This is a genomic window from Peptoniphilus sp. DNF00840, from assembly GCF_001553125.1.
Classification (GTDB): domain Bacteria; phylum Bacillota; class Clostridia; order Tissierellales; family Peptoniphilaceae; genus Peptoniphilus_A; species Peptoniphilus_A vaginalis.
Map to the genome: position 1 here is coordinate 1 of NZ_KQ960188.1, position 1,596 is coordinate 1,596.

Sequence of the window (1,596 nt, forward strand, 5' to 3'; positions counted from 1 at the left end):
AAAACCTGCTAACAAAAGTCAAGTATAACCTGAAATTAATTTCAGGTTATTTGATTATTTGAGTAATTAAATTAGCGCATGGCAAACAAGCCGAGGGTAATCAATCGGCTTGTTTTTTAGTGTTTTCAAAGTCTTATGCTACTTTTAATTCTTTTTTCTCGACTTTTGATTCCATAACTCTTGTATAGTAGATTCTTAAGAATTTGTTTAAGCCTGCAAATTTACAAACTTTTTTGGCTTTTCCTTCTTTTTCTTTTTTTATCATGTACTTATATATTTCGTTTTCTGGATTTTTAGCACTCATCATACATTTCATTGCCTGGTAGCCTACTTTTCTTAGTATTGCGTTTCCTCTTTTACTTATTTTCCTTTGGTCTGCTTTAAAGTTTCCTGATTCATATGGTGGTGCGTCTATTCCTATAAAGGATATTAGGCTTTTTTTGTTTTTAAATTTTGATAGGTTTCCAAATTCTGCTACTATTTGTACTGCTAATTTTTCTGATATGCCTGAGAATTTTTTTGCTTCTTGATATTCTTCTAGGGGCTCGGATATTTCTATCATTTGTGATAAAATATTTTTTAGAATCTGATTTATTTGTTTTATCAGGTTTATTCCTTCTCTGATATTCGTTTCTATTTTTGAGTTATGGGAAGGTTGTGTTGAGATACTGTCTTCTGCTATTTTGTAAATGGTTTTTGCTTTATTTACATTTGGATGGTATCTCTTTTCTTTTGCCCATGTTTTATATTCTTCTACAAATTCTTCTTCTGTTTTTTCTAATACTAGGTCTTTATGCCACCATTTTTCTAAAAAGTCTATTAGTTTATCTTTTGAGAAGTCTCCTGAGTTATGTGGTATTAGTTTTTTTATTCCTGGAAATGTTTGATGTATTGTTTGATCTATGTAGTTCATTTGGTTGATTCTTAGATCCATGTAATGTTGGTAGCTTCTGTTTAATTCTTTTAGGACTCGGTAGTTTTCTTCATCTACTTTGTATTCTTCTAATTCTTTCCAGTACATTAGTCCATATTCTGCTATTTGTTTTGCGTCTATTTTGTCATTTTTTGCTTTTCTAAAGTTTAATGCTCGGCAATATTGTTTCATTTTTAATGGATTTATTACTGCTACAAAGTAGCCTCTTTCTTTTAATTCGTAAAGTATTGGTAGATGATATTTTCCTGTTGCTTCCATTGTTATTTTTACTTCTTCTTTTATTTTTTCTAGTTTTTCTATTAGTTCTTCGACTTTACTTTTGTTTAGATATACATCAAATGGCTTCCAGATTATTTTGCTTCCTTCTTCTAATGCACAAACTGTTATTTTATCTTTTGATATGTCTATTCCTATAGATATCATAGTTTTCCTTCTTTCTTTTTATTTTGTAGTTTCTACCTGCACCATTACACTCTTTTTAGCTTGTGACACGGACGTTTTGCCCAACCTGCTTAACCGAATATGAATAATGAAAAGGTAGTTGACAGTTTTTATGTCGGATGTTTCAACCCTAAAAGCACCTCGTCATTCTACTTCTCCATTATACAAAAATAGTGCAAGATAGGAATTACTTCCTTTCTTACACTATTTATGGTACTAAA

Annotated in this window: 1 protein-coding gene; it reads right to left on the reverse strand. The window is 30.3% G+C overall.

The annotated features are described in order from the left end of the window. Positions 1–133: 133 nt before the first annotated feature. Positions 134–1,357, reverse strand: coding sequence for an IS110 family RNA-guided transposase (locus tag HMPREF1864_RS00550; RefSeq protein ID WP_062570897.1), 1,224 nt, complete (start codon positions 1,355–1,357; stop codon positions 134–136). Positions 1,358–1,596: the final 239 nt, after the last annotated feature.

Coding starts and splice junctions, on each gene's coding strand:
- HMPREF1864_RS00550 (WP_062570897.1), bottom strand. CDS start 1,357: ATGATATCTATAGGAATAGACATATCAAAAGATAAAATAACAGTTTGT.